General features: G+C 63.6%; 18 protein-coding genes. 12 read left to right on the forward strand and 6 right to left on the reverse strand.

Annotated elements, in window-relative coordinates; all coding sequences use genetic code 11:
- The first annotated feature begins 56 nt into the window (after nt 1–56).
- Complete coding sequence (locus tag NKH35_RS12795) at nt 57–467, forward strand: hypothetical protein (RefSeq protein WP_352914779.1); 411 nt, start codon at nt 57–59, stop codon at nt 465–467.
- A 10-nt stretch (nt 468–477) separates the two neighbouring features.
- Here the strand turns inward: NKH35_RS12795 and NKH35_RS12800 are convergent, their stop codons facing one another.
- Nucleotides 478–1,251, reverse strand: a complete 774-nt coding sequence (locus tag NKH35_RS12800; protein ID WP_352914782.1) for a gamma-glutamyl-gamma-aminobutyrate hydrolase family protein — start codon at nt 1,249–1,251, stop codon at nt 478–480.
- A gap of 295 nt (nt 1,252–1,546) precedes the next feature.
- Here NKH35_RS12800 and NKH35_RS12805 point away from each other — a divergent pair, with 295 nt between their 5' ends.
- Entirely contained in the window at nt 1,547–2,656 is a 1,110-nt protein-coding gene (locus tag NKH35_RS12805) for a TRAP transporter substrate-binding protein (RefSeq protein ID WP_023725935.1), read from the forward strand.
- Between the two features lie 251 nt (nt 2,657–2,907).
- Here NKH35_RS12805 and NKH35_RS12810 read toward each other — a convergent pair whose 3' ends face one another.
- The 4 genes from NKH35_RS12810 to NKH35_RS12825 all read right to left on the reverse strand — a co-directional run bounded on the left by NKH35_RS12810 (nt 2,908) and on the right by NKH35_RS12825 (nt 7,453).
- On the reverse strand, nt 2,908–3,936 hold the full coding sequence (locus NKH35_RS12810; protein WP_352914785.1) for a zinc-dependent alcohol dehydrogenase family protein: 1,029 nt from the start codon (nt 3,934–3,936) through the stop codon (nt 2,908–2,910).
- A 33-nt stretch (nt 3,937–3,969) separates the two neighbouring features.
- Nucleotides 3,970–5,748, reverse strand: a complete 1,779-nt coding sequence (locus NKH35_RS12815; RefSeq protein WP_023750422.1) for a TRAP transporter large permease — start codon at nt 5,746–5,748, stop codon at nt 3,970–3,972.
- Nucleotides 5,745–6,350 (reverse strand): TRAP transporter small permease subunit, encoded by a 606-nt coding sequence (locus tag NKH35_RS12820; protein WP_023683517.1) that lies wholly within the window; start codon nt 6,348–6,350, stop codon nt 5,745–5,747. The genes NKH35_RS12815 and NKH35_RS12820 overlap by 4 nt, the downstream gene beginning before the upstream one ends.
- A gap of 197 nt (nt 6,351–6,547) precedes the next feature.
- Nucleotides 6,548–7,453 (reverse strand): branched-chain amino acid ABC transporter permease, encoded by a 906-nt coding sequence (locus NKH35_RS12825; RefSeq protein WP_023746552.1) that lies wholly within the window; start codon nt 7,451–7,453, stop codon nt 6,548–6,550.
- Between the two features lie 148 nt (nt 7,454–7,601).
- Between NKH35_RS12825 and NKH35_RS12830 the strand changes: the two genes are divergently transcribed.
- The 10 genes from NKH35_RS12830 (at nt 7,602) to NKH35_RS12875 (ending at nt 19,666) form a co-directional block, all read left to right on the forward strand.
- Complete coding sequence (locus NKH35_RS12830) at nt 7,602–8,210, forward strand: CGNR zinc finger domain-containing protein (protein ID WP_023746551.1); 609 nt, start codon at nt 7,602–7,604, stop codon at nt 8,208–8,210.
- Entirely contained in the window at nt 8,203–8,733 is a 531-nt protein-coding gene (locus tag NKH35_RS12835; protein WP_023746550.1) for a hypothetical protein, read from the forward strand. Before NKH35_RS12830 ends, NKH35_RS12835 begins: the two co-directional genes overlap by 8 nt.
- Before the next feature lie 221 nt (nt 8,734–8,954).
- On the forward strand, nt 8,955–12,425 hold the full coding sequence (locus NKH35_RS12840) for an indolepyruvate ferredoxin oxidoreductase family protein (protein ID WP_352914788.1): 3,471 nt from the start codon (nt 8,955–8,957) through the stop codon (nt 12,423–12,425).
- 112 nt (nt 12,426–12,537) lie between these two features.
- Complete coding sequence (locus tag NKH35_RS12845) at nt 12,538–14,880, forward strand: putative bifunctional diguanylate cyclase/phosphodiesterase (protein ID WP_502896363.1); 2,343 nt, start codon at nt 12,538–12,540, stop codon at nt 14,878–14,880.
- A 167-nt stretch (nt 14,881–15,047) separates the two neighbouring features.
- Complete coding sequence (locus tag NKH35_RS12850; protein ID WP_023671342.1) at nt 15,048–15,815, forward strand: N-acyl amino acid synthase FeeM domain-containing protein; 768 nt, start codon at nt 15,048–15,050, stop codon at nt 15,813–15,815.
- A 105-nt stretch (nt 15,816–15,920) separates the two neighbouring features.
- A complete protein-coding gene (locus NKH35_RS12855; protein ID WP_352914791.1) occupies nt 15,921–16,070 on the forward strand; it encodes a DUF3096 domain-containing protein in 150 nt (49 codons plus the stop codon).
- Between the two features lie 164 nt (nt 16,071–16,234).
- Nucleotides 16,235–16,459 carry an aa3-type cytochrome c oxidase subunit IV gene (locus NKH35_RS12860; protein WP_352914794.1) on the forward strand — a complete coding sequence of 75 codons (225 nt, stop codon included), beginning with the start codon at nt 16,235–16,237 and terminating at the stop codon, nt 16,457–16,459.
- A gap of 100 nt (nt 16,460–16,559) precedes the next feature.
- Nucleotides 16,560–17,837, forward strand: coding sequence for a Re/Si-specific NAD(P)(+) transhydrogenase subunit alpha (locus NKH35_RS12865; protein ID WP_352914796.1), 1,278 nt, complete (start codon nt 16,560–16,562; stop codon nt 17,835–17,837).
- The gene (locus NKH35_RS12870; RefSeq protein ID WP_032885960.1) at nt 17,837–18,262 is read left to right on the forward strand and encodes a proton-translocating transhydrogenase family protein; all 426 of its coding nucleotides are present in this window, start codon (nt 17,837–17,839) and stop codon (nt 18,260–18,262) included. Before NKH35_RS12865 ends, NKH35_RS12870 begins: the two co-directional genes overlap by 1 nt.
- A 6-nt stretch (nt 18,263–18,268) precedes the next feature.
- Nucleotides 18,269–19,666, forward strand: coding sequence for an NAD(P)(+) transhydrogenase (Re/Si-specific) subunit beta (locus NKH35_RS12875; RefSeq protein WP_023671337.1), 1,398 nt, complete (start codon nt 18,269–18,271; stop codon nt 19,664–19,666).
- Between the two features lie 92 nt (nt 19,667–19,758).
- Here NKH35_RS12875 and NKH35_RS12880 read toward each other — a convergent pair whose 3' ends face one another.
- Nucleotides 19,759–20,676 (reverse strand): membrane protein, encoded by a 918-nt coding sequence (locus NKH35_RS12880; RefSeq protein WP_023732634.1) that lies wholly within the window; start codon nt 20,674–20,676, stop codon nt 19,759–19,761.
- Between the last annotated feature and the right edge of the window lie 319 nt (nt 20,677–20,995).

Consider the following 20,995-nt stretch of genomic DNA (forward strand, 5'->3'; position numbering starts at 1 on the left):
TCGGCTTAACGCTTTGGAATCATTCTGCATCTGCGCCGGGGGGCGCGGAGTGCAAGATGACGAAACTTCCGGCATCGATTGCGGCAGCGGCACTTTTCGCCGGCTTTCAGCTGTTTCACGGCGGCAGCAGTGAAAGTTCGGCCAATGAAGCAAGGCCGGCAACCACCTTCAGGCTGGTCGCCAATGGCGACGAAGGCGACTGCGCGGTTAGCCGCGGCGCCGCGATTGACGATGGCCTGTCGCTGTTGACCGTGGCGCCGAATTGCCGCGGGCTGCTGCCCGGCATCGAGCGGGCAAAATTCTGGCGAGAGGGCGAGGACGGCACGATCGCGTTCAGCGCCGACGGCACCGACCCGATCGTCACCTTCTCGGTTGCGGAGGGCGACGGCTACGAATCCTACGCTCCGGCCACGCCGCTGCTGTCGCTGGCGACAACCGGCGAACGGGATCAATCCGCCGGCAATTGATCGCCGGGATTTATTCCGCCGCCGCCCGTGCACCGGCCTTCGCCGCCGCATGCAGCCGCACCGCATCGCCGAAGGCGCGGAAGATCTTGGCCGAGTTGTTGTCCGACTTGACCCAGTATTCGGGGTGCCATTGCACGCCGACGGCGAAGGCGCGGGCGTCCTTCACCGAAACTGCCTCCACCGTGCCGTCGCCGGCAACCGCCTCGACCTGCAGCTTCGAGCCGAGCCGGTCGATGCCTTGGCGGTGCAGCGAGTTGACCTTGATGTCGCTGGCGCCGAATACACCGGCCAGGCAGCTGCCCGGCTTGATCGAAATGGTCTGGTGAATGGCGAAACGTTCGTCCTGGTTGTCGCTCACGGGCGCGCGATGGTCCAGCGAACCTTCGCGCTCCTGGATCTCGGTGCCAAGCGTGCCGCCCAGCGCCACGTTCAACTCCTGGATGCCGCGGCAGATGGCAAGCAGCGGCACGCCGCGCTCGATCGCCTTGCGGATCAGCGGCAGCGTGGTGGAATCGCGCGCCGGGTCATAGGGGCCGTTGGCTTCGCTGGCGTCGCCGCCATAGAGTGATGGATGCACGTTGGACTTGGAGCCGGTGACCATGACACCGTCGACCGAAGACAACAGCTCGTCGAAATCGAGCCGGTCGCCGAAGGACGGCACCAAAAGCGGGAACACGCCGGCGCCGGAAAGTGCTGCCTCGATATATTGCTGCGGGACGGCATGCCAGGTGTAGTTGTCGAACTGACGGACGTCGGTCGATATGGCGACGAGCGGCTGGTGCATTTTGGGTCCGGATTCCATTTGGCGCGAAGCGAATAATCTATTGTGCCTGCAAAATAGGCGATCCGAAGGCGCTTTTCCATGGCAAGTTTCGCCATCTCGCATGGGCCACGCGGCGAACGTTAGACTATAGTTGCAGGCTGGCTGGCCGGCCCGCGGATTTGTCGCCAGCGCCGCCGTCAAATCCCGCTGCCATGCTGGACTCGACCCCTTGCCCGTGTATTGTTTCGGCAAATCGATACCGGGCGCGAGGAGATGTCCCTGATGTCGGTTTGTTGGTCCAAAAGGGAGGTTCTGCATGGATCGTCGTTCATTCATCCGCAAGGCCGGGGTCACCGGCGTGGGCGCTGCGGCGGCTGCCGCGACGCTAGCCGCACCGGCAATCGCCCAGTCCAATCCGAAAGTGACGTGGCGGTTGGCGTCATCCTTCCCCAAGTCACTCGATACGATCTATGGCGGCGCGGAAGTCTTCTCCAAGATGCTGTCTGAGGCGACGGACGGCAATTTCCAGGTCCAGGTCTTCGCCTCCGGCGAACTCGTGCCCGGCCTGCAGGCGGCCGACGCCACCACGGCCGGCACCGTCGAGGCCTGCCACACGGTGTCATACTATTACTGGGGCAAGGACCCGACATGGGCGCTGGGTGCGGCAGTGCCGTTCTCGCTCAACGCGCGCGGCATGAATGCCTGGCACTATCATGGCGGCGGCATCGACCTGTTCAACGAGTTTCTTGCCACGCAAGGCCTGTTCGGCCTGCCCGGCGGCAACACCGGCGTGCAGATGGGCGGCTGGTTCCGCAAGGAGATCAACACCGTCGCCGACCTCTCCGGCCTCAAGATGCGCATAGGCGGCTTTGCCGGCAAAGTGGTCTCGAAGCTCGGTGTCGTGCCGCAGCAGATCGCCGGTGGCGACATCTATCCGGCGCTGGAAAAGGGCACCATCGACGCCGCCGAATGGGTCGGCCCCTATGATGACGAGAAGCTCGGCTTCTACAAGGTCGCGCCCTACTACTACTATCCCGGCTGGTGGGAAGGCGGTCCGACCGTCCATCTCCTGTTCAACAAGGCGAAGTACGAAGAGCTTTCGCCGGCCTACAAGTCGCTGGTGCACACCGCCGCGCACGCGGCAGACGCCAACATGCTGCAGAAATACGACTATCTCAATCCTGCAGCGGTGAAGCGGCTGGTGGCCGGCGGCGCGAAATTGCGCCCGTTCAGCCAGGACATCATGGCCGCCTGTTTCGAGAAGGCCAATGAGGTCTACACCGAAATGGAAGCCACCAACGCGCCGTTTAAGAAGATCTGGGACTCGATCAAGGGCTTCCGCAAGGAGCACTATCTGTGGGCCCAGGTGGCCGAGTACAATTACGATACCTTCATGATGGTCCAGCAGCGCAACGGCAAGCTGTAGGAACATTAGCCCCTTCTCCCCGTCACTATACGGGGAGAAGGTCCCGGCAGGGGGATGAGGGGCGGCGCAAACTTCGGCGATCGCCTTGGGCCTGGTAGGCGCCTTGAGCCCGAAATTATACCTTATCCATCCAAGCGTTGACGCTGCCCCTTACCTGCCTGCCGGCATCCTCTCCCCGTATAGTGACAGGGAGAGGGACGCGGTCATCGTCGTTTCGCCAATCGCCAACGTCGCAGGATTGAGGCTGCCCTTCATTCCCTGCCCGGCACCACCAACACCTTGACCTCGCCGAGGGCGGCCGGGTTGGAGATAACCGAGGGGGCTCCGTCCAGGCCGACCTGTCTGGAGATGAGCTTGTCGATCTCGATTGCCCCGGACGCGACAAGGTCCGCCGCCCGCCTGTGGGTGAAGGGATTGATGAACGAGCCGAGAACCTTCAGTTCGCGAAACAGGATGTCGAACGGTTCGAAGGGCACTTTCACGCCTTGCGGCATCACGCCGACGATCACCACCGTGCCGCCGGACTTCGCCAGCCGCATCGATTGTTCGACGGTATCGGGGACACCGGCGCATTCGAGCACCACGTCGGCCCCGCCGGGCACAAGGCCGGTTGGGCCGGCGATCGCCTCGATCGGGTCGACCGCGCTTGGGTCGACCGTCGCCGTTGCACCGAGCTCTTCGGCGAGGGCACGGCGGGAGGCCTGCCGCGTCGACAGGATGATGGTCGCCGCTCCTGCGAGCCTCGCCAATTGCACGGTAAGCAGGCCGATGACGCCGCCACCAAGCACCACCACGGCAGCGCCGGGTCTGATTCCGGCGAGGTCGACAGCGTGCAGGCAGCAGGCCAGCGGCTCGCAGAAGGCGCCATGCGTTGGCTTGAGGTTCGCAGGCAGAAGAAAGGCCTGGCTCTGCGGCATCACGACGTAGTCGGCGAAGCCGCCGTCGCGATGGATGCCGATGGCCCTGAGATTGCTGCACAAATTGACCCGGCCAGCCCGACAATGACTGCAGCGTCCGCAGAAGATGTTGGGATCGCCGGTAACACGGTCACCGATGGCGATGCCGGAAACCGCATCACCGACAGCCTCGACGATGCCGCAGAATTCGTGACCAAGCGTCACCGGTGGGCTCGAAGGGAATTCGCCGTGGAGGAGGTGACGGTCGGTGCCGCAAACGCCGCAGGCTTCGACGCGCACCAGAACGTCCTGCGGTCCCGCAACAGGCTTGTCGACCTCCCGTAGCGCAATGCTGCCCACGGCTTCCAGGCGCATGGCTCTCATAACATCCTCACTCAGGTTCTCAGTGTTCACACATCAGTTGAAGTTCGGCGGCTGCGACAGGTCGGTCGCCGGCGCCGCCGGCTTGGCGGGCGGCGTCTCGCCGAAATTCGGCGGCTGCGAGAGATCGTTCAACGGTGGCGCCGCGGGTGATGGGCCACCGTTGGCTGGTGGTGGTGTGCCGAGAGGCGCAAGGCCTGGCATATCAGGCAAGTTGATCTCGATCGTTCCCGGATCGACGGCCGCACCCTTGTAGCGCATGACCATTTGCGGGAAGGCGATGGTCAGCCCGATCATGATCACCTGGATGCAGACGAAGGGCACGGCGCCCCAATAGATCTGGCCGGTGGTCACCGGCGCGATCTGCTTGCCGGTGAGGCGATCGAGATAGGGCACGCGCGCGGCGACAGAGCGCAGGTAGAACAGCGCAAAGCCGAAAGGCGGGTGCATGAAGGAGGTCTGCATGTTGACGCCGAGCAGCACGCCGAACCAGATCAGGTCGATGCCGAGCTTATCGGCTGCCGGCGCCAAAAGCGGCACGATGATGAAGGCGAGCTCGAAGAAATCGAGGAAGAAGGCGAGCACGAAGACCAGGATGTTGACGCCGATCAGGAACCCGACTTCGCCGCCCGGCAGCGACGTCAACAAATGCTCGACCCAGACGTGGCCGTTGACGCCGTAGAAGGTCAGCGAGAACACCCGCGCGCCGATCAGGATGAACAGCACGAAGGAGGAAAGCCTGGTGGTCGACGCGAGCGCCTGTTTGATGACATCCAGCGACAACCGCCCCTTCATTGCCGCCATCGCCAGGGCGCCAACCGCGCCCATGGCGCCGCCCTCCGTCGGGGTGGCGATGCCGAGGAAGATGGTGCCCAGCACCAGGAAGATCAGCGCCAGAGGCGGGATCAAAACGATGATCACCTGCTGCGCCAACCTGGACATCATGTTGATGTTCAGGCCCTTGTCGGCGATCGCCACGATATAGATCAGGATCACCCCGATGCTGGCGCCAAGGATATCGGCATTGTCGCCATGCGCCGGCGCAAGGTAGCGATAGGCCGCATATGAAGCCGCGACTGCCACCAGCAGTGCCGCGAGCAGCGACAGCACGCCGTGGCCAAGCGTGCGGGCCGCCAGCGGCAACGCCGGCATCGAGTTCGGCCGGACGATCGACATGGTCAGGATGTAGAGCGTGTAAAGGCCGGTCAGCACCAGGCCGGGGATCAGCGCGCCGGCATACATGTCGCCGACCGAACGGCCGAGCTGGTCGGCCAGAACGATCAGCACCAGCGACGGCGGGATGATCTGGGCGAGTGTGCCGGATGCCGCGATGACGCCCGACGCCAGTCGTCGGTCATAGCCGTAGCGCAGCATGATCGGCAGCGAGATCAGGCCCATGGCGATGACCGAAGCCGCGACCACGCCCGTGGTAGCGGCAAGCAGCGCGCCGACGAAAATCACCGCATAGGCAAGGCCGCCGCGAACCGGGCCGAACAGCTGGCCGATCGTGTCGAGCAGGTCCTCGGCCATGCCCGATCGTTCCAGCACGATGCCCATGAAGGTGAAGAACGGGATTGCCAAGAGCGTGTCGTTCGACATCACCCGGCTGCCGTAGAAATTGTCGGGCAGCGCATGCAGCAGCGGCCACGCCAGGTTGATCGAGCCGCCCGAATAGGGCGACAGCACGACACCGATGAAGAAGAACATCAGGCCGTTTGCGGCGAGTGAAAAAGCGACGGGATAGCCGATCAGCAGGAAGATGATCAGCGAAGCGAACATGATCGGCGCCATGTTCTGGGCGATGAACTCGATCATGGGCGCGCCTCCTGGGCGAGCGCCTTGGCCTCTTCAGCAAGGGCTTTAGCCTCGAGCTCGGCCTGTTCGTGCACCGAGATGAACGGATTGGGATCGTCCATGTCGCCGCGCATGATGGCTATCTTCTTGATGATCTCGGAGATGCCTTGCAGCGCCAGCAGGAAGAAGCCGACGAGCAGGATCGCCTTGGCCGGCCAGATGATCAGGCCGCCGGAATTGTTCGACATTTCGCCGCTGCGGAACGACAGCGACACGTAGGGGACAAAATAGATCACCATCAGCGTCACGAACGGCATCAGGAAGAAGACATGGCCGAGCAGGTCGATCCAGTGCTGCACGCGGCGCGACCACATGCCGTAGACGATGTCGATGCGGATATGGTCATTCTGCTTCAGCGTATAGGCGGCGGCCAGCATGAAGGCGGCGCCGAACAGGTACCACTGCAGTTCCAGCCAGGCATTCGACGAGACGTCGAAGACCTTGCGGATGATGGCATTGGCGGCGCTGACCAGGATTGCCAGCAGGATCAGCCACGATATCCACCTGCCGATGAACTCGTTCATACGGTCAATCGTTCTCGATAGAGCGAGCAGCCCTGCCATGCATTTCCTCCCTCAGGTCGAAGGCGCGCCGGCTCCCCTATTTTCCGTCGCGCCGCTGTGGCCCAACGGTATGCCGTGCGTGGTTCGGCGGGTCAACATGGCATGGCGCGATCAACGCCGTCGTGACGGGAGGCAGGGGATAAAGTGCCGACCGGCTGCTGCGTCATGCAACCAAAGTCTGACAGCGGATGCGGCGATCAGGCGATCTTCTGCTGGTCGCGGCCAGGACCGATCAGCACAAGTGCCGCGACCAGGAACAGATACATCCAGCCATCGCGCCATTCGACCGGGAAATAGCCGGCCCATAGCGACTCCGCCATGCCGAAGGCGGCCGCACCGAGCGCGGCCCGAGGCGGAGAGAGATAGCCGCCCACCGCCGTCACGAACAGGATTTTCAGCCCGTAGACAAGGCCGGAGCCGAAGCTGACATTGCCGTAGTAAAGGGCGGCCATGATTCCGGCCAGCGCGGCGCAGAAACCGCCGAACAGCACCGCATGCCGGAACACTGCACGCACGTCCACGCCGCACATGGCAGCCGCTTTGGGATCGTCGGAGACGGCGCGCCAGCGGCGGCCGAAGCCCGAGCGGGCAAACGCCCATGCAGCGAGCATGATTGCCGCCAGAACCACCGCGCAATCGATGAGCTGGATCAGCGTCAGCGTCGCCTGGAAGCCGGCATCCTGAGCAAAAACGATGGGCTGCGCCAGCATCGGCGGCAGCCACCAATCATGCGTGTCGGCGGCGATACGGCTTGCTTCCGACAGCACCAGCAGGATGCCGAGCGTCGTCACCACAATGGCATTGGGCGTGCGGTCGGCCAGCGGTTCGAAGACGCTGCGCGACAGCACGTGGCCGATCAGCGCGGCATAAAAGAAAGCCGTGACGACGCCGAGCACCACTGCCGCCAGCAAGGTCAGCCACAATACCTGATAGCCGAAGGCCACGGTCAGGATCATCGTCTGGCCGCAAAAGGCGAACAGCGCGCCATAGGCGAGATTGGTCCGGTGCAGGATGCCGTTGGTCAGCACGTAGCCGAAGGCAAGCAGCGCATAGAGCGCGCCGGAATGCAGCCCGTTCAGCACCTGCTGGAAGAAATAGAGCATGGACAGCTTTCAGGGCATGTCGCCCAAAAGTGCAAAGCGGTTTTGGGGCAACGACTTGCCTCAACAAAATCCTGCGCCGGAGCCCGCGCCAAGGTTTGCATCGTAAAATCTAACTTGTCAAACGCGATTTATCGGTTAGATTTCTGATATGACAGTATCTTGGACCCCACATCGCTTCACCGGCGGCATTCTTGCGCTCGATACGGCCAACACCGTGGTGTTGCGCAACGATCCGGAAAAGACTTTCGACCGTTTTGCCGATCCGGCCGAGATCGCGCGCTTCGCCAACGCCGCAACCGGCTTTCGCGGTGCCGAGCTTGGCGGCAGACCGCTGGAGGCGACCTCGCCGGACAGGATCGCCCCGGTGGTGCTGGCGATCCGCGAGACGACCGACCGCCTGTTTCGCGGCGCGGTGTCGAAAGGTGCGCTTGCCGCCGGCGACCTCGCCGCTTTTCTCAAGGCCTGCGCCAACGGCCTCGATCGGAGCCCTGCCGAAATCGGCGCACCGGGTAGACCGTTCGGCGATCCATCGACGCCGATCGCGTTCGAGGCGGCGCTGGCGGTTTCGGCCTTGTCGCTGCTGCGCGACGACACGGTCGCCAGGCTCAGGATCTGTCCCAATTGCAGCTGGCTGTTCGTCGACAGGAGCCGCAATTCCAGCCGCCTTTGGTGCGATATGGCTGTGTGCGGCAACCGCCAGAAAGCAAGCCGTCACTATCGCCGCCGCACGGCGGCACATGAGGTCAACAATGCTTAGGGTTGTTTTTCGTTCGATCCTTGTCGGTGCTGCGCTCATTGCAGCCGTTGCGCTTGGCGCCTGCCGCGACACCGGCGGCGACGGCAAGCTGTTCGAGGTTTCCGGCAAGGTCGTCGTCTTCAATTACCGCCTCGCCCGGGCGACCTATGTCGTGACGCTGCGGCCCCTGCAGCCGATGGGCGAAGGCCAGGTTGCGGTCGCCAGCTTCCAGAATCCGGCTGGCGGTCCTCCCCTGGTGATCGAGCAGAAGGTCTGGCCGAAGCTCGACAAGGTCAGCCTGGAAAGCCCGGCGCTGACCTGTATCGTCAAGGACAAGCCCTATGCGATTTCGATCAGCATCAGGGGTCCTGACGGCACGTTCCTGCAGAAGATCGACACGACGCTGATGTCGAGCGAGGACCAGTCGATCCTTCCCGACCGGCCGCTGGTGGTCGACCAGCTCTATACGGCCAATCCCGATCTTGCCGGCCATCCCGACGGCAAGCTGCCGGGTGAGCCGAAGCCGGATTGCTCGAAAGGCTGACGCGTCTTTGCCCGGCGCGACTGCGTGGAAATTTCTGGTCGCCGGACAACCGCCGCGGACCGATTTCGTGCCGAATACGCGACGGCAGCGGATCGTTCGTTGCGCTTTGCCTGGCACTTTCGATTTCGTTTGACCTGCCTTGCAAGCGGAGAAAGACTGCGCCATCTCACTCCTACGTTGGCTGCGCGCCCCCGGTGCTGTCTCCGCAGAGGAAATGCCTGATGACGCTGCACGACGTCGCGCTCGACGACAAGTTCGATCTTGGTAAGGAGCGCATCTTCCTGTCCGGCGCACAGGCGGTCATCCGCATGCTTTTGATGCAACGCGAGCGCGACCGCCGGGCCGGCCTCAACACGGCCGGCTTCGTGTCCGGTTATCGCGGCTCGCCGCTCGGCGGCCTCGATATGCAGCTGTGGCGGGCGAAAAAGCAGCTGGCGCAGGCCGACATCGTTTTCCAGCCCGGCCTCAACGAGGAGCTTGCCGCCACCGCCTGCTGGGGCTCTCAGCAGACGGAATTAATGGGCGAAGGCAAGCATGACGGGGTGTTTTCGGTCTGGTACGGCAAGGGACCGGGCGTCGACCGCTCCGGCGACGTTTTCCGCCACGCCAACCTCGCGGGATCGTCGAAGCATGGCGGCGTGCTTGCGCTGATGGGCGACGACCATATGGCCGAATCATCGACCAATGCGCACGCCACCGAATTCCTGTTCGTCGACACCATGGTGCCGATCCTCAACCCGGCCGGCGTTCAGGAGATCATCGACTACGGCCTCTACGGCTTTGCCATGTCGCGCTTCGCCGGCACCTGGGCGGCTATCAAATGCGTCAAGGACAACATCGAATCCACGGCCTCCGTCGATGCCGCGCTCGAGCGCCTGAACATCGTCGTGCCGGAGTTCGATATGCCGCCCGGCGGCCTCAACATCCGCGATGAGATCGACATGCTCGGCCAGGAGGAGCGGCTGCATGAATACAAGCGCGCCGCTGCATCCGCCTTCATCCATGCCAACGGCCTGAACCGCATCGTCTATTCGGGCGGCCGGGCGCCGAAGCTCGGGATCATCACGCTCGGCAAGAGCTATCTCGATGTCCGCCAGGCGCTGGAAGACATCGGCGTCGACGAGGCCGCCGCCAACCGCATCGGCATCCGCCTGTTCAAGGTCGGCTGCCCCTGGCCGCTCGACCTGCAGCATATCGCCGAATTCGCCCGCGGCCTCGACACCATCGTCGTCGTCGAGGAGAAGCGCTCGCTGATCGAGGTGCAGCTGCGCGAAAACCTCTACGGCACCGCCACCCAGCCGGCGATCGTCGGCAAGAAGGACGAGCGCGGCGACTGGCTGTTCCCGGCCAAGGGCGCGCTCGACCCCAACGAGATCGCCATTGCGCTGGGCGAGCGCATCCTGCGCACAATCGGCCCTTCGGAAGAGATCACTGCCAAGGTGGCGAAGCTGCGCCAGTTCCAGGCGATGCTTGCCGACACCAGCGATATCGGTTCGCGCACGCCGTTCTTCTGCTCCGGCTGCCCGCACAATTCCTCGACCAAGGTGCCCGACGGCTCGATCGCCGCCGCCGGTATCGGCTGCCATTTCATGGCGCTGTGGATGGACCGCAACACGGTCGGCTTCACCGCCATGGGCGGCGAGGGCGCACAATGGGTCGGCCAGGCGCCATTCTCCAAGCGCGGCCACATTTTCCAGAATCTCGGCGACGGGACCTACAATCACTCCGGCACGCTGGCGATCCGCTTCGCGCTGTCGACCGATGCCAACATCACCTACAAGATCCTCTACAACGACGCCGTCGCCATGACCGGCGGCCAGCCGCATGAAGGCGGCCTGACTGTCGACATGATCGCCAGGCAGGTGCGCGCCGAAGGCGTCGAGCGCATCGCCATCGTCACCGACGAGCCGGGCAAATATGCAGGAAAGGCCGAATTCCCCTCCGGCGCCACCATCCACCACCGCGACGACCTCGACCTCGTCCAGCGCGAGCTGCGCGACGTCAAGGGCGTCTCGGTGCTGCTCTACGACCAGACCTGCGCCGCCGAAAAGCGCCGCCGCCGCAAGCGCGGCACCTTCCCGGATCCCGACAAGCGGGTCTTCATCAACGAACTGGTCTGCGAGGGCTGCGGCGATTGCGGGGTGCAATCGAACTGCGTCTCGATCCAGCCGGTCGAAACCGAGTTCGGCCGCAAGCGCAGAATAGACCAGTCGAGCTGCAACAAGGACTTCTCCTGCGTCAACGGCTTCTGCCCGTCCTTCGTCACCGTGCACGGCGCCAAGATCAGGAAGGCCGAAGGCATTGCCGGGCGCTCCGACCCGCTTGACGGCGTGCCGGTGCCGGCCGAATTCCCGCTCGGTAGCGAGGGTTGGGCGGCGATCATCGACGGCGTCGGCGGCACCGGCGTCGTCACCATAGGTGCTGTGCTCGGTATGGCCGCCCATCTCGAGGACAAGGGCTGCGGCATGATCGACATGGCCGGCCTCGCCCAGAAGGGCGGTTCGGTGTTCACCCATGTCCGCATCGCCCGCACGCCGGACGACATCCACGCGATCCGCGTTTCGGCCGGCAAGGCCGACCTGGTACTCGGCTGCGACCTTGTCGTGTCCGGCGCCAAGAAGGTGCTTGGCGCGGTGCGCGAAGGCCATACCATCTTCCTTGCCAACACTGCCGAGATCATGCCTGGCGAATTCGCCCGCTCGGCCGATTTCTCGCTGCCCATCGAGCGCCTGAAGAAGGCGATCCGCGCTGCCGCCGGCGACGACAAGACGCATTTCTTCGACGCCACGCGCACCGCCACCCAATTGTTCGGCAATTCGCTCGGCGCCAACATGTTCATGCTCGGCTTCGCCTTCCAGCATGGCGGCCTGCCGCTGTCGGCGCAAGCTGTTGAAAAGGCGATCGAATTGAACGGCGAGGCGGTGGCGATGAACATCGCGGCGTTCCGCTGGGGCCGGCGCGCCGCGCATCAGCCGGAGTTTGTGCGCGGCCTCATCGCGCAACCGGGCAAGGCCACCGGGAACGCCGAGACGCTGGACGATATCATCGCCCGCCGCGTCGCTTTCCTCTCTGCCTATCAGAATGCCGCCTATGGCAGGCGCTATGCCGAGAAGCTGGCGGTTTTGCGTGCTGCCGAGGCCAAAGCCGTGCCTGGCTCGACCGCGGTGACCGAGGCCGCCGCCAGAAACCTGTTCAAGCTGATGGCGATCAAGGACGAATATGAGGTGGCGCGGCTCTACACCGACGGCTCCTTCGCTATGGAGCTGTCAAAACAGTTCCAGAGCTACGACAAACTCGAATTTCATCTGGCGCCACCGATCATGGGCAGGCGCGGCAATGACGGCAAGCCGAGGAAATCGAGCTTCGGCCCGTGGATGATGAAGGGATTTCGCCTGCTGGCGGCGCTGAAAGGCCTGCGCGGCACGGCCTTCGACGTGTTCGGCTACAGCACTGAGCGGCGCATGGAGCGGCAGCTTCTGGCCCGCTATGAGGCCGATCTGGAGCTTGTCGCCAAGGCACTTGCGCCAGGCAGGATCGAGGCCGCCATCGCCCTTGCCTCGGTGCCGGCGCTCATTCGCGGCTACGGCCATGTCAGGCAAGCCAGCGCCGAAAAGGCGGCGGGCGAGCGCACAAGGCTTGTCGAGCGGCTGGCCAACACGCCGGCGCGGCCTGAACTTCAGGCCGCCGAGTGATCGATACGCCTTGTTTACCTGAACACGAATTTTCGCGGTTTACGCCGATGGAGCCGACTTGACGCCAGGCGTCGGAACGGCATCTCTAAACCTTTCTTAAGGCGAATGTGACATGACTGCGGTTCGTGCGACACCGCAGGCCATGCAAGAAAACAAAGCCGCAGAGATAGGTGAGGACGTCTATGCTGGGTTCGTGCGATCGTTGTTCAACGATCCCGGGATCCTGCTGATTGGCGCATTTTGCCATGGCCTCATCGGCATTCTGGTTTATTTTACCTCGGGGCATCCGGCCTATCTTGCATTGGCCGCGCTTATGCTTGGGGCGGGGCTTTACCGTTACTACGGCATCCGCAAAGGCCTGCGCATAGGCAGTTTCGAAACTTATGAACAAGCCAAGAAGTGGGAACGCTACTACCTGGTTGGCGGCACCATCCAGGCTTTCTTCATGGGGCTTTTCTGCTTCACCTCAATCTATCTCATTCCCGATGTCTTCGGGGAAAGCGCCGCCATCGCCGTCATAATGGGCTCGACGGTGACCATTGTCGGCCGCAATTACGGCTCCAAGACCATGGTTGCGGTGCAGGCCTTCACGGTCGTGCTGCCGATCGCGGTCGGGCTGATGCTCAAGGGACATCTCGGCGATTTCATCCTCGGCCTCTACATCGTGCCGTTCATCTTCATCATCACCCGGATGGCCAGCCACGTCCGCACCGTGCTGTTCAACGCCATTTCGGAGCGCAAGACGGCCGCCAGGCTCGCCGAGCGCTTCAACCGCGCGCTCAACACCATGTCGCATGGCCTGGTCATGCTCGGCCCCGACGGCAAGGTCGTGGTCGGCAATGCCGAAGCCGCGCATCTGATGTCGCTGCGCTCGCCTGACCAACTGCTCGGGCGGTCGATCCATTCGCTGCTCCTGCGCGGCGTCGCCGGAGGCATGCTGGCGCCGAAAGACTGTCGTTATGTCGAAGCGCAGCTGACGCGCGCCTTGCGCGAGGGCCGCGACCGCAAGGTGCTGGTCTCCTTCTCCAATGGCCAGCACTATGAGTTCTCGGCCCGCGAAGGCAATCAGGATCTCGGTGTCATCACCTTCGAGGACGTCACCGCCCGCGTCGAGGCTGAGGAAAAAATCCGCTTCATGGCGCGCTATGACAGCCTTACCGGCCTGCCGAACCGCGCGTATTTCCATGAGCTGGTCGGTGAAGCCATGGCGTCGGGCAGCCGCGACCGCCTGTGCGCCCTGGCGGTGCTCGATCTCGACGATTTCAAGAGCGTCAACGACACCCTCGGCCATCCGGTCGGCGACGGACTTATCTATGCCGTTGCCGAGCGGCTGGCGGCCGTCGCCGGGCAAGGCGTCAATGTCAGCCGTTTCGGCGGCGACGAGTTCATGATCTTCTTCGACCGCGTCGAGGATGAAAGCCATCTGACGGGCCTGCTCGACCAGATCTTTGCCGATCTGCAGGGCGAGGTCGACGTCGCAGGCCACGGTCTGCGCATCCAGGCAAGCGCGGGCGCCGTGCTGTCCAGGGTCGACGACACCGATGTCGACGCCATGATCGTCAAGGCCGATCTGGCGCTCTACAAGGCCAAGGAACTCGGCAAGAACAACTGGCGGCTGTTCGAGGCAGCGATGGATGCGGCGTTCCGCAACCGCCAGCTGATGAAGGCCGACCTGCGCACGGCGGTCGAAGGCAAGGCGCTGCGGGTGGTCTATCAGCCGATCGTGGCGATGAACACCATGCGCATCGCCAGCTGCGAGGCCCTGTGCCGCTGGGATCATCCCGATCTCGGGCCGGTTTCGCCCAGCATCTTCATTCCGCTGGCCGAAGAAATGGGCATCATCTCCGAGATCAGCACCTTCGTGCTCGCGGCTGCCTGCGCCGAATGCGCCAAATGGCCGGGCCAGACCAGCGTCTCCGTCAACCTTTCGGCCAAGGATTTCCGCAACCGCGACGTTGTCCAGAAGGTTCGCGACGCGCTTGCCACTTCGGGGCTCGCCGCTGGCCGCCTCGAGATCGAAGTCACCGAAACCGCGCTGCTCGACGACAAATCGCTAACGCGCCAGTATATCGAGGAACTGAAGCAGCTTGGCGTGCGCATTGCGCTCGACGATTTCGGCACCGGCTATTCAAGCCTGAGCTACCTCCACAAGCTGCCGCTCGACAAGATCAAGATCGACCGTTCGTTCCTGATGGACGTGACCCAGAACAAGCGTTCGCTCGACTTGTTGAAGGGCATCGTCGACCTGACTCGCGTGCTCGGGCTGACCGTCACCATCGAAGGTGTGGAAACCTTCGAACAGCTGAAGATCCTGGTGCATTCGGTCAAGCCGGACCTCGTCCAGGGCTTCCTGTTTGGCGCAGCACTCAGTGCCTCGGGCATAGAGACCATGTCCAACGTGACCTGGCCTTTCGCCGCCGAGCTGCGGCCGGCGGCAAAACTCGCCACGCCCTGACCCGTCATTGAATTGCGCTTGAAAAGCCCGTCTAAAAAGCGTTGTATTGTCTAGACGTTAACTGATTGTTAAGGTTAATGATCGGTAAACACAGACGATTAGAGTTTCATCTTCTTGTTCCTTCGGTCGTCCGGTATTGTTCTCCTGCGGCGGTACGAGGGGAAGTAATGGACACGCATCAGTCAGGTGTGCTTTCGGGTGCGGCAGTCAAATCTGGCCCGCCTTCCCTGTTCGCCCGCAACGTCCTCGACGTCCTCGAGCGTGTCGAATACCGGCGCTGCGAAAGCGGCGAGGATCTCGAAGCGGTCTACCGGCTGCGCTACAAGGCCTTTCATACACACGGCCTGCTTGACACCATTACCGAACAGAAGCTCGTCGATCACCTTGACGAAGTGCGCAATTGCTACTGTTTCGGCGTCTTCATGGATGGCGAGCTAGTCAGCACCGTCAGGCTCCACCATTTGACCCGTGAGACCCCCGAAGCGCCGATCATGACCGTTTTCGGCGACCGGCTGCTGCTGCGGCTGGCGCGCGGTGAAACCTTCATCGACCCGAGCCGGTTGGCGATCGATCCGCAAATGTCGTCGGCCAACCGCGCCCTGCCCTATGTCACGCTGCGGCTCGCGGTTATCGCCAACACCTTCTTCAACGCCACCAGCTGCATTTCGATGATCCGCGAGGAGCACACGGCCTTCTACCATCGCATCTTCGGATCGGTGCAGGTCGGCGAGCCGCGCCTCTACCCGCCCTTCACCATGCCGATCTTCTTCTATGAATCGATCTGCGAGCAGAACATGGCCCCGACGCTGGAGCGCTTTCCCTTCTTCCAGTCGACGGCGCTGGAGCGGCGTATGCTGTTTGCCAAGGCGCCGGCCGGCGAGCTCGCGCCGCTGACCATCCTGCCCACCGCCAAATATTTTCGCGAAGCAGCGTAATGTCGGCAAAGCCGGCGCACTTTAGCGCCCGGTGCGAGGAGCTTTCCGGCCGCTTCGGCGTTCTGGACGTCACGACCCCGATGCGGCCATAGAAAGGAACCGGACATGCATATTCCCGAGCTAGCACTGACCCCGCTGATCTCGCTGATTGCCGGCGTGCTGATCCTGGTGATGCCGCGGCTGCTCAACTACATCGTCGCGCTCTATCTGATCGTCATTGGGGTGCTCGGGCTGTTTCCGCATCTGGCCGGTTGAAACGCAAAACCCTCAACGTTCGACGTTAGGCCGGCGACAAGCCATACCGCCGGCTTTCAACATTCCTTTGAGGCTGTTGTCACTGGTCGTGCGGCAATAGCGCCATTGCTCTTGGCCCGGCTTTTCGCTATGTGCCTCAAAGATGTCTTCGAAGGGGTATTCCTATGGCTGATCACACGCCGACCGGTCCTGTCGAACTGGGCGCGAAGATGGACTATGCCGAACATGACCGCACCTATCATGGCTTTCTGGCGCTGGCCAAATACGGCTCGCTGTTCTGCGGCGCCCTGCTCCTGGGCATGGCTTTCGGCTTCTTCGCAGGCGGCTTTTTCTCCGCGACCATCCTGTTCGTGCTGATCCTCGCCCTCGGCGCCTTCATTCTCCGATAGTCTCTTCAGACCCTTGCCAGGGGCGTAGCCGGACATCCGGCCGCACTCTTTCGCAAGCCGCACTCTTGCGCAAACAGGTTCCAGCCGAAAGGATCATGCGGTGGGACAGACGGTTTTCATCCCTCGCGAACTCGATGCCAGCGAGCCTCGTGTCGCGGCCTCGCCCGATACCGTGAAGCGGCTGGCGGCGCTGGGCTTCGATGTCACCGTAGAGACGGGCGCCGGCACCAGGTCGCGCATTCCCGATGAGGAGTTCGCCAAGGCGGGCGCCGCGATCGGCAAGGCTTCGGATGCGAGCCGGGCGGATGTGGTGCTGAAGGTGCGCCGGCCGACCGACGCCGAGCTGAAGGGCTACAAATCGGGTGCGGCGGTCATCGCCATCATGGATCCCTACGGCAATGATGCCGCGGTCGCGGCGCTTGCCGAGGCTGGGGTCACCGCCTTCTCGATGGAATTCATGCCGCGCATCACCCGCGCCCAGTCGATGGACGTGCTGTCGTCGCAGGCCAATCTCGCCGGCTACCAGGCCGTGATCGACGGCGCATCGGAGTATGACCGCGCGCTGCCGATGATGATGACGGCGGCCGGCACCGTGCCGGCGGCGAAGATCTTCATTATGGGCGTCGGCGTTGCCGGCCTGCAGGCGATCGCCACGGCGCGCCGTCTCGGCGCCGTCGTCACCGCCACCGACGTTCGTCCCGCCGCCAAGGAACAGGTGGCGTCGCTCGGCGCAAAGTTCCTCGCCGTCGAGGACGAGGAGTTCAAGGCGGCCGAGACCGCCGGCGGCTACGCCAAGGAAATGTCGAAGGAGTACCAGGCCAAGCAGGCAGCGCTCACCGCTGAGCACATCGCCAAGCAGGACATCGTCATCACCACGGCGCTGATCCCCGGCCGTCCGGCGCCGAAGCTGGTGTCGGCGGCGATGGTCGCCTCGATGAAGCCGGGCTCGGTGATCGTCGACCTCGCCGTCGAGCGCGGCGGCAATGTCGAAGGCGCAGTTGCAGGCCAGGTGTTGACCACGGCCAATGGCGTGAAAATCGTCGGCCACCTCAACGTGCCCGGCCGCGTCGCCGCATCGGCCTCGCTGCTCTACGCCAGGAACCTGTTCGCCTTCCTCGAGACGCTGGTCGACAAGACCAGCAAGACGCTCGCCATCAACCGCGAAGACGATCTGGTCAAGGCGACGATGCTGACCGACGCTGGCCGCGTGGTGCATCCGGCCTTCGCCAAGGCGGCGGAACAGCCCCATATCGAACCGGCGGCCATTCCGGCCGAGACCATGGTGGCTGATGCCACGCCGAAGAAGGCTGCACCGAAAAAGGCGTCCGACAAAGCCACTGCCGGCAAGTCCGCCGCCAAGCCGAAGGGGATCGCGTGATGGATCAGACCTTGCAGAAAGCCCTCGATCAGCTCGACCAGGCAAGTGCCGCCGTCCGGCTGGCTGTGCAGAACCTGGCCAACGCGCCCGGTGGCGCCGATGCGGCGGGCGATGCCGCGCACGCACTGTCCGGCGGCGCCATCGATCCCTTCGTCTTCCGCTTCGCCATCTTCGTACTTGCGATATTCGTCGGATACTACGTCGTCTGGTCGGTGACGCCGGCGCTGCACACGCCGCTGATGGCGGTCACCAACGCCATCTCCTCGGTCATCGTCGTCGGCGCGCTGCTGGCCGTCGGCATCTCGGCCTCCGGCATTGCCACCGGCTTCGGCTTCGTCGCGCTGATGCTGGTCTCGGTCAACATCTTTGGCGGCTTCCTGGTCACCCAGCGCATGCTGGCCATGTACAAGAAGAAGGACCGGTAGAGAGCCATGAACGCCAACTTCGCGTCCTTCCTCTACCTCGTCTCCGGCGTCCTGTTCATCATGGCGCTGCGCGGCCTGTCGCATCCGACCACCAGCCGCCAAGGCAATCTCTACGGCATGATCGGCATGGGCATTGCCATTGCCACCACGCTGGCGCTGGCGACTCCGTCCGCCGGGCGCTTCGGCCTGATCGTGCTTGGTCTGGCCATCGGCGGCGGCGTCGGCGCCGTTACAGCGCGCCGCATCGCCATGACTTCGATGCCGCAGCTGGTCGCCGCCTTCCACTCGCTGGTCGGCCTTGCCGCCGTCATGGTGGCGGCAGCCGCCATCTACGCGCCGGAAAGTTTCGGCATCGGCACGAATGGCGACATCCACGCCCAGGCGCTGATCGAGATGAGCCTTGGCGTTGCCATCGGCGCCATCACTTTCACCGGCTCCGTCATCGCCTTCCTCAAGCTCGATGGCCGCATGTCGGGCAAGCCGATCATGATCGGCGGCCGTCACATCATCAACGCGGTCCTCGGCATCGCGCTGATCGTGCTGATCGTGCTTCTGGTCACCACCGAGGCCAAGCTGGTGTTCTGGCTGATCGTCGCGGCGTCGCTGGCGCTCGGCGTCCTCTTGATCATCCCGATCGGCGGCGCCGACATGCCGGTCGTCGTCTCGATGCTGAATTCTTATTCCGGCTGGGCCGCCGCGGCACTCGGCTTCACGCTTGGCAATCTGGCGTTGATCATCACCGGCGCGCTGGTCGGCTCGTCCGGCGCCATCCTGTCCTACATCATGTGCAAGGGCATGAACCGGTCGTTCATCTCGGTCATCCTCGGCGGCTTCGGCGGCGAGACCGCGGCGGTTGCCGATGACGGCATCGAACGCACGGTCAAACAGGGCTCGGCCGACGACGCCGCCTATCTGATGATGAACGCACAGAAGGTCATCATCGTGCCGGGTTACGGCATGGCGGTTGCCCAGGCCCAGCACGCGCTGCGCGAAATGGCCGACAAGCTGAAGGCCAATGGCGTCGACGTCAAATACGCCATCCACCCGGTCGCCGGCCGCATGCCCGGCCACATGAACGTGCTGCTCGCCGAAGCCAATGTTCCCTATGACGAAGTGTTCGAACTGGAAGACATCAACTCCGAGTTCGCGCAGGCCGATGTCGCCTATGTAATCGGCGCCAACGACGTCACCAATCCGTCCGCGCGCGACGACAAGTCGTCGCCGATCTACGGTATGCCGATCCTCGACGTCGACAAGGCCCGCACCTGCCTGTTCGTCAAGCGCTCGCTCGGCTCGGGCTACGCCGGCATCGACAACACGCTGTTCTACAAGGACGGCACCATGATGCTGCTCGGCGACGCCAAGAAGATGACCGAGGAAATCGTCAAGGCGATGGATCACTGATCCCGCCGCAACCTTCCACTGGAAGGTTGTCGGTCCATCATCGGAAACAAAAAAGCCCGGTTCGACCGGGCTTTTCTATGTTGAAGACCGGTTCAGCGGCTGGTCAGGAAAACCGCTTCCTCGTCGTCGCGCTGCCTGCCGCCCAGTGCTGCCGCAGCGCTGGCGATGAAGGCGCCGATAACCAGCGACAGGGCGCCAAGCAGTGCGAAGGTGGCGCTGCCTTTCCGGGCGGCGTCGGCGGCCTGCTTGGCCTTGACCTTGGCGTCCTCGACCCTGGCCACCAGGGCGTCGACACGCGCCTTGGCGTCAGCCTCGGAAAGCCCGGTGCGGGCGGCGACGAGCTGCGACAGATAGGTCTTGTCGTCAGCCGAAATTTCGCCTGCCGCCGCACTGGCGATGAGGATGCGCGAAGCCTGCCCGGCCGCAGCCGCATCGCTGTCCGGATTGGCCGCCGCGAGCCTGGCGGCATCAGCCGGACGGAACAGCGTATCCACGAGATAGGATGTCGCATTGTCGGTCGGTGCGCTGCCGGCATTGGCGGACGCGCCGGCCGAAGCACCCATGGCGGCGCCCGAGGCAACAGTAGAAGCCGCCTGCACGCCTGAACCAAGCACTGCCGACAGCGCCGACCCGAGAATGCCGACGACCAGCAATGTCGCCAGCGCCCAGGCGAGGAGGCCGTGCGCGGTGTCACGGAAATAGACCTCGTCGGTGTGGATGCCGACCCATTTGGTGCGCAGGCGTCCGGCAAGATAGCCACCGACCCCGGAGGACAGCCATTGCACGATGATGAGCCAGATGGCGCCGGACACTGCGAAGGTGGTCAGCGAGGCACTGGCGCCGGACCACGGCGAGACCATGGTCAGCCCCAGCCCCGAACCGAGCAGCATGAGGATGAAGGTCAGCGTCGAGGCCGCGAAGGCGCCGGCGATGATCGGACCCCAGCTGACGGCCGGGGCGGAGGATTCTGTTGAGGCGGATACGTCGACAGCCGATACGGTGGACTGCATCGACGCCTCCTACCGTACGAACAGCATGATGAGAATGATGATCGGGATCGGAATACCGAGCAACCAGAGCAAAATACCGCGTCCCATAAAGAGCCTCCCTGCGAGAAATTGATCGATGTCGTCACAATGTTCCTGAGCGATTTCCGTTCCGAAGGGCAATGAAATGATTTGCTTGCCGGGAACGGAACTATTTTCCGCGCGGCCCGAGGCACGACTGCGAAACTGTGGATTGGTTCACGGAGTTCCACATGGGCTGCCGTGTATTGTTGGCTCGGTGAGCCGGGGTAGCATGAGCGATCCCGCCGTCGGATGTCGTCAA

It is taken from the genome of Mesorhizobium sp. M1143 (genome assembly GCF_040318435.1).
In the GTDB taxonomy this organism is placed as follows: domain Bacteria; phylum Pseudomonadota; class Alphaproteobacteria; order Rhizobiales; family Rhizobiaceae; genus Mesorhizobium.